This window comes from Microbacterium halotolerans (assembly GCF_003569805.1).
Lineage (GTDB): Bacteria > Actinomycetota > Actinomycetes > Actinomycetales > Microbacteriaceae > Microbacterium > Microbacterium halotolerans.
Map to the genome: position 1 here is coordinate 123,953 of NZ_KZ984054.1, position 19,567 is coordinate 143,519.

Here is a 19,567-nt window from a genome sequence, read left to right on the forward strand (position 1 = left end):
CGGGCCCGTACCGCCGCGATGCTCCGCACGACGAGTCGGCGTGGAACGGAGGACGGCGATCAGCGGCAGGGTGCAGCTTAACCGAGCTCGTCGAGCCAGCGGCCTGCCTGCGTCCTCCACTGCGCGTATCGGTCGGGGTGGCCGGAGACCTGCACGGCCTGGGAAGCGTCTCCGAAGGGCATGCTCTCCCATCCGGGAATGTCATGAAGTCCGCGCGTGGAGTGCCCGTTCGGGTCGTGCGCGCCGCCGAAGAAGGCCTTCGTCGCCCGCTCCCGATCGAGGATCTGCTCGCGAGTGCCCCATCCCTTGGACGTGCGCTGCTGGAACAGGCCGAGCGAGTCGCGGTCCCCGTAGTCGACGTTGCGAAGCGATGACTCGACCATCGCGGTTGCGAGCGCCTCGGTGATGGCGCGGTCGCCGGCACCGATCTCGCGCCCGACCCGGATGATGAGGACGGCGTTCTCGGTCTGGGCGGCATCGAGGTAGGAGAAGCGCTGCTCGTTGTCGGCTGGCACGGGGTCGGGCGACTGCAGCGAGAGGGACTGGCCAGGGTAGATGATCGCACCCTGCTCGAGGTCGTTCGCCGCCAGGATCGTCGCGACGCTCACGTCGTGCTTGCCGGCGATCGCCCACAGCGTGTCGCCGGAGGTCACCGTGTGCGTCTGCGCTGCGCTCGTGGAGGTGCTCGCCGGTGCGGGTGACGCCGACCCTGCGGATCCGGAGCCGTCGATGGTGAGCTTCTGCCCCGGCATGATGATGGCGGATGAGCCGAGGTCGTTCTCATCGAGGATGTTCTTCACGCTGGTGCCGTGCTCGCGTGCGATGCTCCACACGGTCTCACCGGACGCCACGACATGCGTCGCGCTGTTCGACCCCGACGAAGACGGCTTCTGCGACGATGCCGTAGCCGTGCCGCCCGACGCCGCGGTCGAACTGCTCAGCTTCAGCTTCTGGCCGGGATGGATGATCGATGATGGCTTGAGGCCGTTGGCGCGCACGAGCTCGCCGAGCGTGAGGCCGTGCCTGCTGGCGATCGACCAGAGCGTCTCACCGGACGACACCGTGTGCGTCTCAGGTGCGTCGGATTCGGACCCGGATGGCGACGCGCCGTTCGAAGACGACGATTCGGCCCCCGACGGCGCGCTCAGGCGCAGTGTGGCTCCCGGCAGGATTCCCCGCGCGTCGTCGTAGCTGAGGCCGTTCCATCTGAGCAGATCGCTGACCTGCAGCCCGTGCGCGATTGCGATGCGGGTGAGCGTCTCGCCCTGGCGCACCTCGTGCGCGTCGGCCGCGGCTGCGGCATCGCCGACTCCGAGAGTGAGCGCCAGCGACCCGACGACGGCGACGGGAGCCGCGGTGAGTGCGGTGCGTGAGATCGGCATCGTAACCCCCTGATGGTCCCGCCTTACGCTGTCAAAGAAGTTATCTCATGTCAATAGTTGATAACGATTGAGACGCGTGTGGCAGATGTTACTGGCGTGATGAGGACTGACACTGGTTCGAACGGCGATCGGGACGTTGCTGCGAGCGCGGATGAGACAATGTGGGTGTGCCTGAGAAGACTCCCACTGCGTACCCGACCGACTGGTTGCCGATTCCCGACGCGGCCGAGCGTCTCGGCGTGACCGCAGGGCAGGTGCGTCGCCTGCTCGAGGACGGCGTGCTCGTCGCCTCGCGCCGCGACGGCGTGCTGAAGGTGCCGTCCGTGTTCATCGTGAACGGCGAACCGCTGTCATCGCTGCGGGGAACCGTGGTCGTGCTGCACGACGTCGGGTTCGACGTCGACGAGATGATCGACTGGCTGCTGAACTACGAGGACTCGCTCGGCAACGCCCCGATCGAGTCGCTCCTGGCCGGCAGGAAAGCCGAGGTTCGTCGCATCGCGCAGGTGCTCTGACCGCCCAGATATCTCGCCGGCGTGACGGCGAGGTCGAGAGAACCATCGCGCACCGTCGCGCCGATGACGGGACCGTTGCCAGTGCGGCACCCGCGCCTCGCGAGCCGGTGAGCCCATCGGCGCAACCGCTCAGGCGGTGCGCTGTGTCGCGTCGCGCGCGAGATCGCGGAGCGAGTTCACGGCGCTGTTCCCCAGAGCGGCGCCGGAGAGCGCACGATCCGCGTCGTTCGAGAAGCGAGCGATGTGCTCCTCCACCCGCTGGAGCGCACGCGTCTCCCTGATCGTGTGCGCCAGCACAGCGACCTGCGTCGCATCGAGGTCGGGCTCGCCGAACAGTTCGTCGAACGAACGACGAGCTGTGCCGGTCAGCTCCGCGCGTGCGAGCGCGACGAGCAGCGTGCGCTTGCCCTCGCGCAGATCGTCTCCTGCCGGCTTGCCGGTGCGCGCTTCGTCGCCGAAGACCCCCAGCACGTCGTCACGCAGCTGGAAGGCGAGGCCGATGGGGAGGCCGAAGCCTCGCAGCGCGTCGAGCTGGTGGACGTCGGCTCCCGCCAGGACGGCGCCGATCACGAGCGGCTGCTGCACGCTGTAGCGCGCCGACTTGTACGACGCGATCCGCAGCGCGCGATCCGGAAGCTCGGATTCCGGCGCGACCGACCACGCCGATTCCTCGGCGACGTCGAGGAACTGTCCGAGTGTCACCTCGCGACGCATCAGACCGTACTCCGCACGCGCCGCCGCGCCGGTGGTCCGTGGCGCGTCGGCCAGCGACTGCTCCAGCAGATCGTCGCTCCACGCCACCAGCAGGTCGCCGAGCAGGATTGCGCCGGAGCGGCCGAACGCCGCCGCACCACCCGACCACCCGGCGGCCCCGTGCGCTGCTTCCAGCGCGCGATGCGCGGATGGGCGGCCGCGCCGCGTGTCGGCGTTGTCGATGATGTCGTCGTGCACCAGTGCCGCGGCCTGGAACACCTCGAGGGATGCGGCGACGCCGATCGCGCCGGAGTCGCTGGTCAGGTCGGGGGACGCGGCGTGCCCGTCGGCGACGGCGTGCCACCCGGTGGCGCAGAAGCGCCCTCGCAGACGTTTTCCGCCTGCCAGAGCCGCCGCGGCGTGCTCGACGAACAGCGCCGCCTCGTCGCCCAGACCGGCCGCTTCGATCCGTTTCTCCGTCACGAAGCTTTCGAGACGCTGAGAGATGGCCTCGATCAGCGTTTGAGTAGGCGTCACGGGCCTAGCCTAGTTATCGTCACGGGCGGTAGACTGAGACAAGTCAACACACGGGAGGGAACCCGATGCCACTCTCCGAACAGGAACAGCGTCTGCTGGACGAGATGGAGCGTCATCTCATGCAGCACGACGCAGACGTCGTGCACGCGTCGGGCGGGCGGTCGCTCAGCTACCGCAATCTCGTCGTAGGAGTCATCGCCGCGATCCTCGGCCTCGGCGCCATCATCGCGGGTGTTACCGTGTGGCAGTCGAACATGGTGCTGGGCATCGTGCTGGGCGTGATCGGCTTCGCAGCGATGCTCGGTGGCGTGATCCTCGCCTCCACGCCGATGAAGAACGCGCCGGACAAGCCGGGCAAGGAGCAGGGCGGCAAGCCTGCGCGGGCCGATCGATCCGGCTCCTTCATGGATCGCCTCGGCGAGAGGTGGGAGCGCCGACAGAACGGCGAGTAGCCCGCCGCCAGCGCAAAAGCGTCGACCGAAAGGTCGGCGCTTTTTTGTGTGCCCGATTCGGCCGCCGCCACGCTGAGCCTCCACCTGGCCTCCATCGGCCCTCCACCATCCTCCACCGCCGTGATCCCTTGGAATCTCAGGGGATGCGGCGGTGGCCTCGTTGTGGGAATATCACCTTGGTCCTAGACAGTGGGGGAAAGTGGAGTAAAGTGGGGGTCACCTTGGATTGGCCGGATGAAGAGGGGGTGAGGGCCGATGCTGTTGGGCACCCATACCCCCAAGCTCGACGACAAAGGCCGCGTCATCCTCCCCGCCAAGTTCCGGGAGGAGCTCGCGGGCGGCATCGTCATCACCCGCGGCCAGGAGAGGTGCCTGTACGTGTTCTCCAGCTCGGAGTTCGAACAGGTGCACGAGCGGATCAGGCAGGCGCCGCTCAGCAACAAGCAGGCCCGCGACTTCCTGCGCATGTTCCTCTCAGGTGCGAGCGCGGAGACGCCTGATGGACAGAACCGCATCACCGTTCCGCAGCACCTGCGCACGTACGCGGGTCTCGAGAAGGAACTCGTCGTCACGGGCGTCGGCGCCCACGCCGAGATCTGGGACGCGAAGGGCTGGAACGACTACCTCGCCGCCAACGAGAACGACTACTCGGAGATGGAGCAGGAGGTGATCCCGGGCCTCTTCTGAAGACCGACCCCTGGCTGTGATCCCCAGCCGCAGCCCTGACATCACTTCCCCGGTGGCAGGTCGAGCGGATGGGAATCAGAGCCAGGGGGAGGAACCGGAGCACTATGAACTTTCGCGACATCCACACACCGGTCATGTTGGACCGCTGCGTCGAACTCCTCGCACCTGCGCTCGAGCGCGACGGCGCCGTGTACGTCGACGGCACCCTTGGAATGGGCGGGCACTCGGAGGCCGTGCTCACGCGATTCCCCGGCGCACACCTGGTCGGCATGGACCGCGACCCGCAGGCGCTGCGGATCGCGGGGGAGCGGCTCGAGCCCTTCGCCGATCGCATGACGCTCGTGCACACCGTCTACGACGGCATCCGGTACGCCCTCGACGAGGCCGGTCTCGAATCGGCGGACGCAGTCCTCTTCGACCTCGGAGTCTCGTCGCTGCAGCTCGACGAGGCCGACCGCGGCTTCGCCTATGCGCAGGACGCGCCGCTCGACATGCGGATGGATCCGACGACCGGGCCGACGGCTGCAGACGTGATCGCCACCTCCTCCGAGGGTCAGCTGCGGCGCATCTTCGAGCGGTACGGAGAGGAGAAGCTCGCGGCGCGCTATGCGAGGGCCATCATCCGGACGCGTCAGGAGTCGCCGATCATGCGCTCCGGCGAGCTGGTCGACGTGCTGCAGGACGCCACGCCCGCGGCGGTCCGCAACGCGGGACACCCGGCCAAGCGGGTCTTCCAAGCGCTGCGGATCGAAGTGAACGGGGAGCTCGCGGCACTCGAGAGCGCGATCCCCGCGGCACTCGAAGCGCTGAGCGTCGGCGGACGCATCGTCGTGATGAGCTACCAGTCGCTGGAGGATCGCTTCATCAAGCGACTCTTCGCCGAGGCCACGGCATCGACGAGCCCCGCTGGGCTGCCTGTCGAGCTGCCGGGGCACTCGCCGCGCTTCCGTGCTCTCGTGCGCGGCGCCGAACAGGCGAGCGAGGCAGAGGCGGAGACGAATCCGCGGGCCAAGCCGGTGCGGCTTCGGGCCGTCGAGAAGCTGAGGGAGTCGACGTGAGTCTCGCAGAATCCGACCTCCTGCTTCAGGCGGCGCCGCGCAGGCGCCCGGACGACGTGCCGGGGGAGACCCCGGAGCCTCGTCGACGCCTTCGCGCGCTCGAACGCCCTGAGAGCAGGCGTCGCCCGCGCACCATGTACGCCGTTGTGGCGATGCTCGGCGTCATCCTCATCGCCGGTGCCCAGATCGTGCTGTCCATGCTGACCACGCAGGACAGCTACGCGGTCGCCGAGCTGATGCAGGAGCGCCGCGATCTCACACTGCAGCAGCAGGGGCTCGAAGACGCGGTCGCCGGCCTCAGCTCGCCGCAGTACCTGGCCGCGAACGCCGCCGATCTCGGCATGGTGATCGACGGGGCGCCGAAGTTCCTGCGCCTCAGCGACGGCAAGGTGACGGGAACGGGCGCGTCCTCGACCTGGAACTCGAGTGTGGACGTGTCGCCATCGCAGGTCGGCAACGCGCTCATCGTCGACACGCCGCTCGCCACCGATCCCAGCCGTTCGGTCGCGGGGAGCATCGAGACCGAGAAGTCCGACGACGCGGGTGGCGGCAGCGCAGGCGGATCGGGCGGCGCGCAGGCGGAATCGGAGGGACCGCCCTCCATCGACAAGGGGCTGCCGAGCCCCGAGACGCACTGACGAGGAACGATGAGCCCCACTCAGGGAATGAGCGCAGCCCGCTCACCGAGGCGTCGCACCGTCATCGCACTGGCGTGCGTCGTGGTGATCATCCTGGCGTTCGTCGTGCGCCTGGTCGACATCCAGGTCGTCAGTGCCAGCGAGCACCTCGATGAGGCATCCGACAAGGGCCTGAACGGCAGCAGGACCCTCTACGGCGTCCGCGGCTCGATCGTCGATGCCAACGGCCAGACGCTTGCCAGCAGCACTCAGCTGTACGACGCGAACATCGATCCGAAGCTGGCCGTCGGTATGACGACGCGCGATGACGAGGGCAACGAGATCGACGTGCCGTTCTCGACGTACGCGCCGGACATCGCCGAGGTCCTCGGTCGAGATGCGGAAGACGTCGAGAAGATCGTCGACGAGGCGATCGCGCTCGATCCCGATGACCGGTGGGAACGGCTCGCGCAGAACATCACGACGACGCAGTACGTCGATCTCGTCGAGCTCGGTCTGCCCTTCATCACCTACGAACCGAAGGCGGCGCGCTCGTATCCCGCGGGCTCCGTCGCAGGGAACCTTCTGGGGTTCGTCGGCGCCGACGGGCCGCAGGCCGGCTACGAGCGGATCGAGAACGAGTGCCTCGCCTCGACGAACGGCAGAGAGACCTACCAGCAGAGCCCCAGCGGTGTGCGGATACCGGGTACCGAGAACGTGGACGCTGCGGTCGACGGGGGCACTCTGCAGCTCACGATCGACTCCGACCTGCAGTGGTATCTGCAGGAGATGATCGCCGAGGAGGTGCAGTCGAAGAAGGCGAACTGGGGCTCCGTGACCGTCGTCGACGCTGAGACGGGTGCGATCAAGGCCGCTGCCGAGGCGCCGTCGGTCGACCCCAACGACGTGAACGCCAGCGACCCGGAGGACCGGGGCTCGCGCATCTTCCGCACCACCTACGAGCCGGGGTCGACCTTCAAGGCGATCACGGCGGCCATGCTGCTCGACTCGGGGAAGGCGACGCCGACGTCGACGGAGTACGTGCCGACCAGGGAGCACTTCGACAACGGCGCGGTCGTGAACGACGCCGCACCGCACCCCGACTACTACTACACGCTCGCCGGCGTGCTGATCGACTCGTCGAACGTGGGCATGTCGAAGTTCGGCGATCGCCTCTCGATGCAGGAGCGTCACGACTACCTCGAGACCTTCGGCGTCGGAAGCCGCACGTCCGTCGGCTTCGGCGGCGAAGAGCCGGGCCTGCTGCGGCCGGCAGACGAGTGGGACAACCAGACTCGCTACGCCACCAGTTTCGGGCAGGCCTTCACCGTCACAGCTCCGCAGGTCGCCGGGGCCTACCAGGCGCTCGCGAACGACGGCATGAAGCTGCCGGTGCATCTGGTCGAGTCGTGCACGCTCTCCGACGGCACCGTGATCGAGCCCGATCTGCCCGAGGCCGAGCAGGTCGTCAGCGAGAAGACAGCCGACCAGGTGATGTCGCTGATCGAGAACGTCGCGGTGCAGGGCGGCCACACTCTCGACGTGCCCGGCTACCGCGTCGGCATCAAGACCGGTACGGCGCAGAAATCGGACGGCAACGGCGGCTACAAGCCCGGCATCTACGCCACGAGCATCGTGGGCGTCGCACCGATCGACGACCCGCAGTACGTGGTCGTTGTCACGCTTGACGAGCCGAAAACGATAAGGTCGTCTGCGGCCACTGTGTCGGCCCTCGAGAAGTCGCTCAACCAGGTGCTGAAGACCTACCGGGTGACTCCATCGAGCGGAGAGCCGACGCTCTACCCCAAGACAAAATGATGCGTGGCCGCAGGAGGATCGCTTGATCGCGCTGACGCTGGCGGAGATCGCCGAGACCATCGGCGGTGCTCTGCGCACCCACGGCGACGACACGCCGGAGACCATCGTCTCCGGCGATGTCGACACCGATTCCCGCAACATCACGGCGGGAGGGGTCTTCGTCGCCAAACCGGGTGATGCAACGGACGGACACCTCTTCGTCGGCACCGCCGCGCGAGGCGGCGCCGCGCTGGCCATAGTCGAGCACGAGGTCGACGAGCCCGTCTCGCAGATCGTGGTGCCGGATGTCGTCGTCGCGCTGGCCGACCTCGCCCGGGAGGTCGTCGCCCGTGTGCGCTCGGGCGGCGACCTGCGCGTGGTCGGCGTGACGGGCTCGAACGGCAAGACCACCACCAAGAACATGCTCGCGGCGATCCTGCGCGAGTCGGGCGAGACGATCTGGCCGGTCGCCAGCTTCAACAACGCGGTCGGCGCCCCGCTGACGATGCTGCGGGTCACCGAGACGACACGGTTCCTGATCTGCGAGTTCGGAGCTGACGCGTCGGGGCAGATCGCGCGGCTCGCCGGACTCGTGACACCGGATGTCGGCATCGTGCTGATGGTCGGGCTGTCCCACGCAGGCGGTTTCGGCGACATGGAGCAGACGGCGATCGCCAAGCGCGAGCTGATCGAGGCCGTGCGCTCCGGCGGCGTCGCCGTGCTCAACGCCGACGACGCCCGCGTCGTCGGCATGGCAGGCACCGCTGCTGAGCGCGGACTCACCGTGCGCTGGTTCGGCGAATCCGAGACAGCCGATGTGCGCGCAGAGGACATCCGAGTCACCGCATCCGGCACCGAGACTCTGCTGAGCGTCGACGGCGAGCGGTGCCAGCTGCGCCTGCGTGTGCTCGGTGCGCACCACGTGAAGAACGCCCAGGCCGCGCTCACGGCCGCCATCGCGCTGGGCGTCGACACCGCAGCCGCGGTCGAAAGGCTCGAGACGGTGGAGCTCGCCGAGCGCTGGCGCATGCAGGTGATGGGCAGCGACAGGGTGCGCATCATCAACGACGCCTACAACGCCAGCCCAGAGGCCATGCAGGCCGCGCTGCGCACACTCGCCCAGATCACGGGCGAGGACGAGCGGATGGTTGCGGTGCTCGGCTCGATGAGCGAGCTGGGGGAGCGGGACATCGAGGAGCACCAGAAGATCGGACTGCTCGCCGTGCGCCTGCGCATCCCCCGCATCGTCGTGGTGGGGCGCGAAGCCAGGCCGCTGTACCTCTCGGCGATCGCCGAGGGGTCGTGGAACGACGAGGCCGTCTTCTTCGAGACGGCCGATGAAGCGTACGACTATCTCGCAGCAGAGCTGCGCGACGGCGACAGGGTGCTGGTGAAGTCTTCGAACGCGGCAGGTCTCAGGCTTCTCGGCGACCGTCTGGGAGGATTGTTCTCGTGAGAGCACTACTGACGGCGGCCGCGATCTCGTTCGCCTTTGCGATCTTCCTCACGCCGGTCTTCCTGCGGGCATTCCGCAAGTGGGGCTGGGGTCAGGTCATCCGCACCCCTGAGGCGATCGAGAACCCGAGCCACGGCGCCAAGCGCGGCACGCCGACGATGGGCGGGGCGATCTTCATCGTCGGCACCATCGCCGGTTATCTGATCGGGTGCTACACGGCGAACATCCCGCCGACGCTGTCCGGCTGGCTCGTGATCTGGCTGATGGTCGGCTTCGGCGCAGTCGGCTTCATCGACGACTTCCTCAAGGTGCGCACCCAGCACTTCGGCGGGCTGAAGAGCTGGCAGAAGATCATCGGCCAGGTCATCGTGATCGTGCCGTTCGCGATCCTTGCGCTGAACTTCCCCGACGGCTCCGGCCAGACCCCAGGCAGCGGTGCGATCTCGCTCGTGCGCGATCTGCCGATGCTGTCGTTCTTCTTCTTCACACCCGTGCTGGCGTGGCTGCTGTACCTCGTCTGGCTGTCGCTGCTCGGCGTCGGCTTCTCGAACAGCGCCAACCTGACCGACGGCCTCGACGGTCTGGCGGCGGGCGTCGGCATCTTCGTGATCGGCGCGTACAGTCTCATCGCCTACTGGCAGTTCAACCAGGCGTGCTCGGGTGCCGCACTCGCCGACGCCTCGGCCGAGGCGTGCTACATGGTGCGAGATCCGCTCGATCTCGCGATCATCGCTGCGGCGTTCGTGGGCGGCCTGGTGGGCTACCTGTGGTGGAACGCGCCCAAGGCGAAGGTGTTCATGGGCGATGTCGGCTCGATGGCGATCGGCGGCGTGGTGATGGCGATGGCCGTCCTCACGCACACCGAGCTGCTGGGCATCCTGATCGCAGGCGGCTACGTCATCTCGTCCGGCTCCGTCCTGCTTCAGCGGGTGTACTTCAAGGCGACCCGTGGCAAACGACTGTTCCTGATGAGCCCGCTGCACCACCACCTCGAGATGCGCGGCTGGCAGGAGACGCAGATCGTCGTCCGGCTGTGGATCGTCTCAGGCATCCTGGCCGTGAGCGGTGTCGGCATCGTGTACGTCGAATGGCTGGCGGTACGTTGAGCGCCCCGCTGGAAGAGCTCACCAGTTGGAATGCCGAGTGGCAGGGCCTGCGCGTCGGCGTGCTCGGGCTGGCGGCGACGGGATTCTCCGTCGCCGACACGCTCACCGAGCTGGGCGCAGACGTGCTCGTGGTCAGCGAGACTGCGACCGAGGAGTACGAGCGACTGGTGCCGGTCATCGGCGCGAAGCTGCACCTCGGTCCGCTGAGCGAGGTGCCGGATGAGCTGGTCGCCTTCGCCCCGGATGTCGTGGTCGCCTCGCCAGGGTTCCCGCCGTCGCACCCCGTGGTGCGCTGGGTGCGCGAGAACGGCATCGCGCTGTGGGGCGACATCGAGCTGGCATGGCGCGTGCGCGACAAGGTGACCCGTGCCGACGGCTCTCCCGCCGAATGGGTGCTCGTCACCGGTACGAATGGGAAGACGACGACCACGCGACTGGCTGCGACGATGATGGTCGCGGGCGAGCTGAGAGCCGCGCCGTGCGGCAACATCGGCGTTCCGGTGCTCGACGCAGTGCGCGACCCCGCAGGCTTCGACGTGCTCGTCGTCGAGCTGTCGAGCCACCAGCTCTGGTACCTCGGGCTGAACGACGACGACGGGTCGCCCTCGCCGTACGCGTCCGTGTGCCTCAACCTCGCGGACGACCACCTCGAATGGCACGGCTCAGCCGAGGCGTATCGCGATGCCAAGGCCGTCGTGTACCGGCACACGAAGGTCGCCTGCGTGTACAACAAGTCGGACGAGGCGACCATGCGCATGGTCGAGGACGCCGATGTCGTCGACGGCGCTCGCGCGATCGGCTTCGACCTCGGCACGCCCGGCCCCAGCGACCTCGGCGTGGTCGACGGGATCCTCGCCGACAGGGCGTTCCTCGACGATCGGCGCACATCGGCGCTTGAACTGAGCACGGTCGCAGAGCTCGCCGAGCATGGGCTCGCGGCGGGCCACATCGTGCAGAACATCCTCGCCGCGGCCGCTCTCGCGCGCTCGCTCGACGTGCCGCCCCCAGCGATCCGGAGCGCATTGGCGGGATTCGAACTCGACCCTCACCGCATCCAGGTCGTGGCGACGTCGAACGGCGTCACCTGGATCGACGATTCGAAGGCGACGAACCCCCACGCCGCCGGGTCGTCCCTCGCCGCCCACCCCGGCGCGATCTGGGTCGTCGGCGGGCTGCTCAAGGGCGTCGACATCACGGCGCTCGTCGCCGATCGCGGTGCGGCGAGCCGAGCGGCGATCGTGATCGGCACCGAGCGCAGCCCGGTCCTCGAGGCGTTCGAGCGACACGCGCCCCAGGTGCCGGTCTACGAGGTCGACCACGCGGAGACTGATGACGTGATGGCGCGCGCGGTCGCTCTGGCGGCGAACGCGGCGAGTGAGGGTGATGTGGTGCTGTTGGCCCCCGCAGCCGCATCTTTCGACCAGTTCCGCAGCTACGGCGAACGCGGCGACAGGTTCGCCGCCGCGGTGCGTGCGCACATCGCAGAAGCCGACGGGTGACGAGCGAAGGGGGAGCGATGAGTCAGAAGACGCGCCCCCGTGGGAACAGCGGGCCGCGCCGCAAGGGCGGCCTGCTCGCCCGCGTGTCGCTCGGGTCGAGTTTCCAAGCGATTCCGCTCGAGTTCGTCCTACTCGCCTCCAGCGCACTGATCCTCACCGCATTCGGTGCCGTCATGGTGCTCTCCGCCACCAGCGTCGAGTCGATCGGTGCAGGCGGCAGCCCGTACGACGGCGCCGTCAAGCACGGTGTGTTCATCGTCATCGGACTGCCGCTGATGTTCCTGTTCAGCCGCTTTCCCGTGGGGTTCTTCCGCAAGATCGCCTGGATCGCTCTGATCCTCGGTCTCGCGCTGCAGATGCTCGTGTTCACGCCGCTCGGCTACGAGACGGGCGGCAACCGCAACTGGATCCGCGTCGCCGGGTACACCATGCAGCCGGCGGAGTTCCTCAAGCTGGCGTTCGTGGTCTGGCTCGGCGTGATCCTGTACCGCAAGCGCGGGCTGCTCACCAACTGGAAGCACGTGTTCGTGCCGATCGTGCCGGTGTCGGCCCTGGTGATCGGCTCGGTGCTGGCGGGCAAGGACCTCGGCACCGGCATGATCCTGTTCCTGATCATGCTGGCGGCGCTGTTCTTCTCCGGCGTGAAGCTCCGGCTGTTCGTCATCCCGCTGCTGCTGTCGATCGTCGCCGTGGTCGGCCTGGCCGTCGCCAGTCCGAACCGGATGACGCGCATCATGAGCTTCCTCAACGAGGACTGCAACTACTACAAGGAGTGCTACCAGCCGACGCACGGGATCTGGGCGCTCGCGGAGGGCGGGATCTTCGGCCTCGGCCTCGGCAACTCGAAGCAGAAGTACGGTTGGCTGCCCGCCGCGGCCGACGACTACATCTTCGCGATCGTCGGCGAGGAGCTGGGGCTGATCGGGTGCGCCGTCGTGCTCGTGCTGTTCGGCCTGTACGCCTTCGCCGCATTTCGGATCGTGCGCCGCACCTCCGACCAGTTCGTCAGGGTGGTCGCGGCGACGATGACGATCTGGATCGTGGGCCAGGCACTCATCAACATCGGCGTGGTGCTCGGCGTCTTCCCCGTGCTGGGCGTGCCGCTGCCGTTCCTCTCTTCTGGCGGCACATCGCTGCTTGCGGTGCTGCTGGGCACGGGTGTGCTGATGTCCCTCGCGCGGAGCCTGCCACCGATCGAGCGCGGCATCGGCAGCGGGGAATCCAGGCGGGCGCGGAGCGCGGCACGGTAGGTCGTGCCCCCGGCATCTGCGAAGATCGATCGGTGACCACCTATCTTCTCGCGGGCGGCGGCACCGCCGGCCACGTCAACCCTCTGCTCGCCGTCGCCGATGGTCTGAGCGATCGCGCGCCTGGCGATGAGATCCTCGTGCTCGGAACCGCGGAGGGGCTCGAATCGCGGCTGGTGCCCGCCCGCGGCTATGAACTGCTGATCGTCGACAAGGTGCCGTTCCCTCGGCGTCCGAATGGCGCTGCTCTGCGGTTCCCCGTGCGGTTCTCGCGGGCGGTGAAGCGGGTGCGCGCCTACATCCGCGACCGCGGCGTCGACGTCGTGCTCGGCGTCGGCGGGTACGCCTCGACGCCCGCGTACGTCGCAGCCAAGCGCGAGAGGGTGCCGTTCGTCGTGCACGAGGCGAACGCACGACCGGGGCTGGCCAACATCCTGGGCGCGCGAGCGGCGCACGGGGTCGGCGTGGCGTTCCCCGGCACGCCGCTGAAGCGCAGCGAGGTCGTCGGCATGCCGCTGCGACCGGAGATCGCCGGGCTCGATCGGGCGGCGATGCGCGTCGAGGCTGCGGAGGAGTTCGGTCTCGATGCCGCGAAACCCGTGCTGCTGGTATTCGGCGGGTCGCTGGGCGCGATGCGGATCAACGACGCGTTGGCCGAGACATGGCGCGACCTGCTCGATGCGGGATGGCAGGTGCTGCACGTCACGGGGGATCGGTCGGAGCATGCTGATCCGGACGTCGCGGGCTATGCGCTGCGCCGCTACGTCGACCGCATGGATCTCGCCTTCGCGCTCTCGGACGTCGTGCTCGCTCGGGCGGGTGCGTCGACCGTGAGCGAGATCAGCGCACTCGGCATCCCCGCGATCTACGTGCCGTATGCCGTCGGCAACGGCGAGCAGCGACTGAACGCGTCGAGCGCCGTCGATGCCGGCGCCGCGATCATCGTCGACGACGCCGAGCTGACGGGCGAGGCGATCCGCGAACGCGTCGTGCCGCTTCTGCGCGACCCCGATCGCGTGACGGCGATGGCGCGAGCCGCGGAGAACTCGGGCACCCGCGAAGGAGTGGCCAACGTCATCCGGATGCTCGACGAAGCGCTCCCGACCTCCCGCTGAGCCGTGTCTCGCAGCTTGAGTCGTATGCGACTGGCTGTGAGCCACGGCCCAGATGCCTGGGCCTCATCGAGATGCCCCGTGATCCTCACCGTTCCGAACCATCTCGGGGCGGTTCGCGAGCGGATTCTGCCTGCGTGCCCGCTGAGAGCCCGCGCGCCCTCGCCCTCGCTGTCGACCGCTCTGCCTAGACTCGAGTCGCCATGATTACTCCAGATCTCAGCGTCCCCGTTCCGGAGCGCATCCGCGCCGTGCACTTCATCGGCATCGGCGGATCCGGTATCTCCGGGTTGGCGCGTCTGTTCCTCGCCGCAGGCATCCCCGTCTCCGGCTCGGACCGAGCCGAGAGCCAGAACACCCGCGACCTCGCCGAGCGTGGGGCGACCGTCGCGATCGGTCACGACGCCGCCAACCTCGGCGACGTCGACGCCGTCGTGTACACCGGTGCGATCTGGCCGGAGAACCCCGAGTTCCTCGCGGCGAAGGAACGGGGAATCCCCGTGCTGCACCGCTCGCAGGCGCTGCACTTTCTGATCGCAGGGCGACGACTCGTGTCGGTCGCGGGCGCTCACGGCAAGACGACCTCGACGGGCATGATCGTCACCGCGCTGGCCGGCGTCGGTGCCGACCCGAGCTACGTCAACGGCGGCGTGATCCAGCAGTACGGCACCTCGAGCCGCGCGGGGGAGGACGACCTGTTCGTCATCGAAGCCGACGAATCGGACAAGACCTTCCTGCTCTACGACACCTCGATCGCGCTGATCACCAACGTCGACGCCGATCACCTCGAGACCTACGGCAGCCACGAGGCCTTCGACGACGCGTTCGTCCGGTTCGCCGATTCCGCCGGCGAGGCGGTTGTGATCTCCGCCGATGACCCCGGCGCGGTGCGCGTGGGGTCGAGACTCGGCCACCGCAGGGTCGTGACCTTCGGCGAATCGCCGTCGGCCGACATCCGGGTGACGGACATCGTGGCATCCGGCCCCGTGTCGTTCGTGCTCAGACATGCGGACGAGCACGTCGAGGTGCGCCTGAGCGTTCCCGGCCGCCACAACGCGATCAACGCGGCAGGCGCTGTCGCCGTGCTGATGCAGCTCGGCTACCCGATGGCGGACGCCGCCCGCGCTGTGCAGGGCTTCGGCGGCACCGTGCGGCGGTTCGAACTGCACGGCACGCAGCGGGGTGTGAGCGTGTACGACGACTATGCGCACCATCCGACCGAGGTCGCAGCCTGTCTGGAGGCGGCCCGCACGGTCGTGGGGTCAGGCCGCATCATCGCGCTGCACCAGCCGCACACCTACTCGCGCACGAAGCTCATGCACGCCGAGTTCGCCGAGACGCTCGAGCGGCTCGCCGACCACACGGTCGTGCTCGACGTATACGGCGCGCGCGAAGACCCGATCCCCGGGGTGACGGGCGAGCTCGTCAGCGGGGACTTCGCCGACGCCGAGAACGTGCATTTCGAGGCGGACTGGCAGCGGGCCGCCGAGTACACCGCGTCGGTGGCGCGCGACGGCGACTTCGTGATCACTCTCGGCTGCGGCAACGTCCACCAGATCATTCCCCAGGTGCTCGACTCCTTGAAGAGCCGGGTCGAAGGAAGCTGAGTGAAGCGGCCAGGCCCCCTTCCCTCGGCGCGCCCGGCGCGACCGGGTCGTCGAGAAGCGCCGTCCGTCCCCGCTCTCGGGAGGACCGGGCCGGTGCCGCTCGCGGCGAACGAAGAGGATCGCGATGACGGCGTCGTCGGTGGGGGAGTGAGCGGACTGACGCGCTTCTCCCGCGTCGGACCACCGAGCAGAGAGTCGAACGAAGCACGAGGGGCCGCGGCCGTCGACGATGAGGACGACGCCGGTCGGTCGGCGCAGCGTCGCAGGAGCCGTGACGAACCCGGGGACGATGCGGACGACGAGCCGATCGGCTGGCGCGACCTCTGGCGGGCATCCCGCGCCAGGCGGCGGGCGCTCCGCGCAGAGGCGCGTCGGTTCACCGCTCGTACGCGCAGGCGGCGCTGGTACTGGATCAGCTCGCTCGGTGCGGTCGCGCTGCTCATCGTGGGCACGCTCGCCGCGGCGCACAGCCCGCTCTTCGCGGTGCGCGACATCACGGTCATCGGCGCCGACGCGGTCGACGCCGATGCCATCGTCTCGGCGCTCGACGATCAGATCGGCACGCCGATGCCGCTCGTCGACCACTCGGCGATCCGCGCGGCGATGCTCGAGTTCCCACTGATCGAGACGTACCAGGTCGAGTCGCATCCGCCGCACGAGCTGGTGGTGCGTCTCGTCGAACGCACGCCAGTCGGGGCGATCGCCACCGACGCGGGGTACACGGTGGTCGATGCCGCGGGAGTCGCGCTGACGACCCGCGAGGGGAAGCCGGAGGGGCAGCCGCTCATCGACGTCGGAGACGGCACATCGTCCGAGGCGTTCGCGGCCGTCGGTCAGGTGCTGCGTTCGCTGCCCGCCTCGCTGCGCAAGCAGGTCACCGAGGTCACGGCGAGCTCATCGCAGGACGTCACACTCACGCTCGGCGCATCGAACGCGAGCGTCGTGTGGGGCAACGCCTCCGACTCCGCGCTCAAAGCGATTGTGCTCGAGGAAGTCATGGCGGATCGACCGGCGGACGGCGTTCAGGAGTACGACGTGTCGTCGCCGAACGCCGTCGTCGTGCGCTGACCGCGGTGCGCTCCGCCCGCTCTTTCCAGGCGGAATCTGCTCGGATGCGGCGACACGCCTAGCGCGAATCCGGTGCCTCGGAGCTGTGCGTTTAGCGTCAGGGGAGAACAAATAGTTGCCGGGCAATACTTTAACCTTGAGGTAGAGGGTGAAGGTTCATCCCGGTCACGCCATGGTTCGCAACTAACGGAGGCCGGCATGAGCCAGAACCAGAACTACCTCGCCGTGATCAAGGTCGTCGGCGTGGGCGGCGGCGGCGTGAACGCCGTCAACCGGATGATCGAGCTCGGCCTTCGCGGGGTCGAGTTCATCGCCGTCAACACCGACGCTCAGGCGCTGCTGATGAGCGACGCCGACGTCAAGCTCGACGTGGGCCGCGAGCTCACGCGGGGTCTCGGCGCAGGTGCGGATCCAGAGGTCGGGCGCCGCGCGGCGGAGGACCACCAGGAGGAGATCGAGCAGGCGCTCGCCGGCGCAGACATGGTGTTCGTCACCGCGGGGGAGGGCGGCGGCACCGGCACCGGTGCTGCGCCCGTCGTCGCGCGCATCGCCAAGTCGATCGGCGCGCTGACCATCGGCGTGGTCACCAAGCCGTTCTCGTTCGAGGGCCGCCGCCGCCAGCAGCAGGCGGAGCTCGGTGTCGCGACCCTGAAGGAGGAGGTCGACACACTCATCGTCGTGCCGAACGACCGCCTGCTCGAGATCAGCGATCGCGGCATCTCGATGGTCGAGGCCTTCGCGACCGCCGACCAGGTGCTCCTCGCCGGTGTGCAGGGCATCACCGATCTGATCACGACCCCCGGCCTGATCAACCTCGACTTCGCCGATGTGAAGAGCGTGATGCAGGGCGCTGGCTCCGCGCTGATGGGCATCGGCTCCGCCAGAGGGGCCGATCGCGCGATCAAAGCGGCGGAGCTGGCCGTGGAGTCGCCGCTGCTCGAAGCGTCGATCGAGGGGGCCCACGGTGTGCTGCTGTCCGTCCAGGGCGGCTCGAACCTCGGCATCTTCGAGATCAACGACGCAGCTCAGCTGGTCAAGGAAGCGGCGCATCCGGAGGCGAACATCATCTTCGGCACTGTGATCGACGACACGCTCGGCGACGAGGTGCGGGTGACGGTGATCGCCGCAGGCTTCGACGGCGGCGGGCCTCAGGCGAAGCTCGAGGTGCCTGAGATGGTCTCCCGTCCCGCAGCGCCGCAGGCTCCGGCGGTCGATGCCGCCTTCACCGCGGAGAAGCGCGAGGAGGCGGAGCGCCGCGAGGACCCCGTCGCTCCGAAGCGCGAGCAGCCGGTGCCCGTGCAGACGGCTCCGCCCGTCGTGCCGGACTCGGGCGGATTCGACACCGCGTTCGAAGACGACCTCGACATCCCCGAATTCTTGAAGTGAGTCGGGGTGTGTCTTGCCGTCGATCGCCTGGTGCGCAGGTCGCGGGCCCGCTCCGGTGCGGGGAATCGACCCGGATCGCGACGTCCAGGTCGATCTGCGGCACCGGAGCGGGCGTCAGCAGGCAATGGTGACAGACGGCTTGGCTGATCGTCTCGCCGCCGTCGACGCGCGGATCGCGGATGCGGCACGGGCGGCGGGGCGGACTCCCGACGACATCACCCGGATCGTCGTGACGAAGTTCCATGCGGCCTCGCTCATCCGGGCGCTCGCCGCCGAAGGCGTGCGCGACGTCGGGGAGAACCGGCAGCAGGAGCTGACGGCGAAAAGCGCCGAATGCGCGGATCTCGACATCGCGTGGCATTTCATCGGGCAGGCGCAGACGAAGAAGGCCGGCGCGATCCGTCGTGCCGCGAGCGCGGTGCACTCGGTTGACCGAGAGCGCCTCGTCGACGCCCTGGAACGAGCGGGAGAGGGTGAGCCCGTGCTCGACGTTCTCATGCAGGTGAATCTGACGGACGACGAAGGTCGTGGGGGCGTCGCCCCCGACGGGCTCGAGGCGCTCGCCGAACGGATCGCCGGTGCGCCCTCGCTCGCGCTGCGAGGCGTCATGGCCGTCGCCCCGCTCGACGAGGAACCGGCGAGCGCCTTCGAGCGCCTCGCCGGATACTCCGAGCGGGTGCGAGGCGTGGTCCCGGATGCCGGGTGGATCTCCGCCGGCATGACTGCAGACTTCGTCGAGGCAGTGGCCCACGGTGCGACACACCTGCGAATCGGCGCGGCAATCACGGGTCCCAGGCCCGATCGGGCATAGCCTCGGAGACAACCAGCACGATGGAGGACGCGATGGGGAACCCGCTCAAGAAGACCATGGTCTACCTCGGCCTTGCGGACGAGGAAGAATACGACGAGACGACGGCGCAGGCCGAGCAGCCTGCACGCGAGGAGCGAGTGCGTCGTCACGAGCAGCAGCCGGAGGAGCAGAAGCCCGCTCCGGTCACTCCGCTGCGTCGGCCGGCGGTTGTGCGCCAACCCGCACAGGGCGCGGTCACCGAGATCGTCACAGTGCATCCCAAGCAGTACCGGGACGCACAGGCGATCGCCGAGCACTTCCGCGACGGCGTGCCGGTGATCATGAACCTCTCGCAGATGAGCGACGCCGATGCGCGCCGCCTCATCGACTTCGCGAGCGGTCTGTCGCTCGGTCTGTACGGGCGCATCGAGCGAGTCACGAGCAAGGTCTTCCTGCTCAGCCCCGAGAACATCTCCGTCTCCGGCGACGGCAGCATCGCCGCCGACGTCGAAACGCCGGCGGCGGCACTGTCCTGATCAGGGCGACCACGCCGAGTGC

The 19,567-nt window shown here is 68.5% G+C and carries 18 protein-coding genes; 16 read left to right on the forward strand and 2 right to left on the reverse strand.

Features of this window, described 5'->3' with window-relative positions:
* Positions 1–77: 77 nt before the first annotated feature.
* Entirely contained in the window at positions 78–1,382 is a 1,305-nt protein-coding gene (locus DZG09_RS14260) for a LysM peptidoglycan-binding domain-containing protein (RefSeq protein ID WP_119698415.1), read from the reverse strand.
* Between the two features lie 167 nt (positions 1,383–1,549).
* Between DZG09_RS14260 and DZG09_RS14265 the strand changes: the two genes are divergently transcribed.
* Positions 1,550–1,897: an Rv2175c family DNA-binding protein gene (locus DZG09_RS14265; protein WP_119698553.1), complete on the forward strand. Its 348-nt coding sequence runs from the start codon at positions 1,550–1,552 to the stop codon at positions 1,895–1,897.
* Positions 1,898–2,026: 129 nt separating this feature from the next.
* Here the strand turns inward: DZG09_RS14265 and DZG09_RS14270 are convergent, their stop codons facing one another.
* On the reverse strand, positions 2,027–3,127 hold the full coding sequence (locus DZG09_RS14270; RefSeq protein ID WP_119698416.1) for a polyprenyl synthetase family protein: 1,101 nt from the start codon (positions 3,125–3,127) through the stop codon (positions 2,027–2,029).
* Positions 3,128–3,192: 65 nt separating this feature from the next.
* On the opposite strand from DZG09_RS14270, the gene DZG09_RS14275 reads away from it, so the two are divergent.
* The 15 genes from DZG09_RS14275 (at position 3,193) to DZG09_RS14345 (ending at position 19,545) form a co-directional block, all read left to right on the forward strand.
* On the forward strand, positions 3,193–3,579 hold the full coding sequence (locus tag DZG09_RS14275) for a DUF3040 domain-containing protein (protein WP_119698417.1): 387 nt from the start codon (positions 3,193–3,195) through the stop codon (positions 3,577–3,579).
* Between the two features lie 255 nt (positions 3,580–3,834).
* A complete protein-coding gene (mraZ, locus tag DZG09_RS14280) occupies positions 3,835–4,266 on the forward strand; it encodes a division/cell wall cluster transcriptional repressor MraZ (RefSeq protein WP_119698418.1) in 432 nt (143 codons plus the stop codon).
* 104 nt (positions 4,267–4,370) lie between these two features.
* Positions 4,371–5,324, forward strand: a complete 954-nt coding sequence (gene rsmH / locus DZG09_RS14285) for a 16S rRNA (cytosine(1402)-N(4))-methyltransferase RsmH (RefSeq protein WP_119698419.1) — start codon at positions 4,371–4,373, stop codon at positions 5,322–5,324.
* The gene (gene ftsL / locus DZG09_RS14290) at positions 5,321–5,962 is read left to right on the forward strand and encodes a cell division protein FtsL (RefSeq protein WP_119698420.1); all 642 of its coding nucleotides are present in this window, start codon (positions 5,321–5,323) and stop codon (positions 5,960–5,962) included. Before rsmH ends, ftsL begins: the two co-directional genes overlap by 4 nt.
* A 9-nt stretch (positions 5,963–5,971) precedes the next feature.
* Positions 5,972–7,759 (forward strand): peptidoglycan D,D-transpeptidase FtsI family protein, encoded by a 1,788-nt coding sequence (locus tag DZG09_RS14295; protein ID WP_240424056.1) that lies wholly within the window; start codon positions 5,972–5,974, stop codon positions 7,757–7,759.
* A 22-nt stretch (positions 7,760–7,781) separates the two neighbouring features.
* Positions 7,782–9,194, forward strand: coding sequence for a UDP-N-acetylmuramoyl-tripeptide--D-alanyl-D-alanine ligase (locus DZG09_RS14300; RefSeq protein WP_119698422.1), 1,413 nt, complete (start codon positions 7,782–7,784; stop codon positions 9,192–9,194).
* Positions 9,191–10,300, forward strand: a complete 1,110-nt coding sequence (gene mraY / locus DZG09_RS14305; RefSeq protein ID WP_119698423.1) for a phospho-N-acetylmuramoyl-pentapeptide-transferase — start codon at positions 9,191–9,193, stop codon at positions 10,298–10,300. The genes DZG09_RS14300 and mraY overlap by 4 nt, the downstream gene beginning before the upstream one ends.
* Entirely contained in the window at positions 10,282–11,799 is a 1,518-nt protein-coding gene (gene murD, locus DZG09_RS14310) for a UDP-N-acetylmuramoyl-L-alanine--D-glutamate ligase (RefSeq protein ID WP_162893335.1), read from the forward strand. Before mraY ends, murD begins: the two co-directional genes overlap by 19 nt.
* 17 nt (positions 11,800–11,816) lie before the next feature.
* Entirely contained in the window at positions 11,817–13,049 is a 1,233-nt protein-coding gene (ftsW, locus tag DZG09_RS14315) for a putative lipid II flippase FtsW (RefSeq protein WP_119698425.1), read from the forward strand.
* Between the two features lie 32 nt (positions 13,050–13,081).
* Positions 13,082–14,161 (forward strand): UDP-N-acetylglucosamine--N-acetylmuramyl-(pentapeptide) pyrophosphoryl-undecaprenol N-acetylglucosamine transferase, encoded by a 1,080-nt coding sequence (locus DZG09_RS14320; protein ID WP_119698426.1) that lies wholly within the window; start codon positions 13,082–13,084, stop codon positions 14,159–14,161.
* 200 nt (positions 14,162–14,361) lie between these two features.
* Complete coding sequence (gene murC / locus DZG09_RS14325; RefSeq protein ID WP_119698427.1) at positions 14,362–15,765, forward strand: UDP-N-acetylmuramate--L-alanine ligase; 1,404 nt, start codon at positions 14,362–14,364, stop codon at positions 15,763–15,765.
* Positions 15,766–15,858: 93 nt separating this feature from the next.
* Positions 15,859–16,833 (forward strand): cell division protein FtsQ/DivIB, encoded by a 975-nt coding sequence (locus tag DZG09_RS14330; RefSeq protein ID WP_240424057.1) that lies wholly within the window; start codon positions 15,859–15,861, stop codon positions 16,831–16,833.
* A 198-nt stretch (positions 16,834–17,031) separates the two neighbouring features.
* Positions 17,032–18,219 carry a cell division protein FtsZ gene (ftsZ, locus tag DZG09_RS14335; protein WP_119698428.1) on the forward strand — a complete coding sequence of 396 codons (1,188 nt, stop codon included), beginning with the start codon at positions 17,032–17,034 and terminating at the stop codon, positions 18,217–18,219.
* Positions 18,220–18,343: 124 nt separating this feature from the next.
* Positions 18,344–19,030 (forward strand): YggS family pyridoxal phosphate-dependent enzyme, encoded by a 687-nt coding sequence (locus tag DZG09_RS14340; RefSeq protein ID WP_119698555.1) that lies wholly within the window; start codon positions 18,344–18,346, stop codon positions 19,028–19,030.
* Between the two features lie 32 nt (positions 19,031–19,062).
* Positions 19,063–19,545, forward strand: a complete 483-nt coding sequence (locus DZG09_RS14345; RefSeq protein WP_119698556.1) for a cell division protein SepF — start codon at positions 19,063–19,065, stop codon at positions 19,543–19,545.
* The last annotated feature ends 22 nt before the right edge of the window (positions 19,546–19,567 follow it).

Bases quoted from the DNA above. Each gene is read 5' to 3' on its own strand.
- DZG09_RS14260 (WP_119698415.1), bottom strand. From the start codon at position 1,382: ATGCCGATCTCACGCACCGCACTCACCGCGGCTCCCGTCGCCGTCGTC.
- DZG09_RS14275 (WP_119698417.1), top strand. From the start codon at position 3,193: ATGCCACTCTCCGAACAGGAACAGCGTCTGCTGGACGAGATGGAGCGT.
- mraZ (WP_119698418.1), top strand. From the start codon at position 3,835: ATGCTGTTGGGCACCCATACCCCCAAGCTCGACGACAAAGGCCGCGTC.
- rsmH (WP_119698419.1), top strand. From the start codon at position 4,371: ATGAACTTTCGCGACATCCACACACCGGTCATGTTGGACCGCTGCGTC.
- DZG09_RS14295 (WP_240424056.1), top strand. From the start codon at position 5,972: ATGAGCCCCACTCAGGGAATGAGCGCAGCCCGCTCACCGAGGCGTCGC.
- murD (WP_162893335.1), top strand. From the start codon at position 10,282: ATGGCTGGCGGTACGTTGAGCGCCCCGCTGGAAGAGCTCACCAGTTGG.
- ftsW (WP_119698425.1), top strand. From the start codon at position 11,817: ATGAGTCAGAAGACGCGCCCCCGTGGGAACAGCGGGCCGCGCCGCAAG.
- murC (WP_119698427.1), top strand. From the start codon at position 14,362: ATGATTACTCCAGATCTCAGCGTCCCCGTTCCGGAGCGCATCCGCGCC.
- ftsZ (WP_119698428.1), top strand. From the start codon at position 17,032: ATGAGCCAGAACCAGAACTACCTCGCCGTGATCAAGGTCGTCGGCGTG.
- DZG09_RS14340 (WP_119698555.1), top strand. From the start codon at position 18,344: ATGGTGACAGACGGCTTGGCTGATCGTCTCGCCGCCGTCGACGCGCGG.
- DZG09_RS14345 (WP_119698556.1), top strand. From the start codon at position 19,063: ATGGGGAACCCGCTCAAGAAGACCATGGTCTACCTCGGCCTTGCGGAC.